Genomic DNA, 358 nt, shown 5'->3' on the forward strand with positions numbered 1-358 from the left:
ACGCACTGGAGGACAGCCCGTGATCGCCCTCATCATCACCGCCCTCGGCGTGACCCTCGTCCTGCTCATCTTCCGCGCCGCCCGGGGACGCTTCCCCTGGGAGCCGTTCCCGGAGTCCGCGGAGATTCTCGACCGCATCACCCTGGAAGGAGAGACCAATGACTGACCACACTGCCACCGGGGAGGCGAGAGAGGCCCTCGACGATCTGCACCTGGCCGCGCACGAGAACGGGCCCACGACGGACCTGTCGACGCACTTCCGCCGCGCACGTCGCCTGTGGGTCACCGTGGTCGGCGAGCACCACATGGCGTACGCCGAACCGGTCCCCGCGTGGGACGAACTCGGCGCCCACATGCA

At 69.0% G+C, this 358-nt stretch carries 1 protein-coding gene; it reads left to right on the top strand.

The features are described from left to right. Positions 1-158: 158 nt before the first annotated feature. The coding region (locus AB0N07_RS51165; protein WP_365847869.1) for a hypothetical protein at positions 159-358 on the top strand (200 nt) is incomplete at its 3' end.

Source organism: Streptomyces sp. NPDC051172 (assembly GCF_040682555.1).
Classification (GTDB): Bacteria; Actinomycetota; Actinomycetes; order Streptomycetales; family Streptomycetaceae; genus Streptomyces.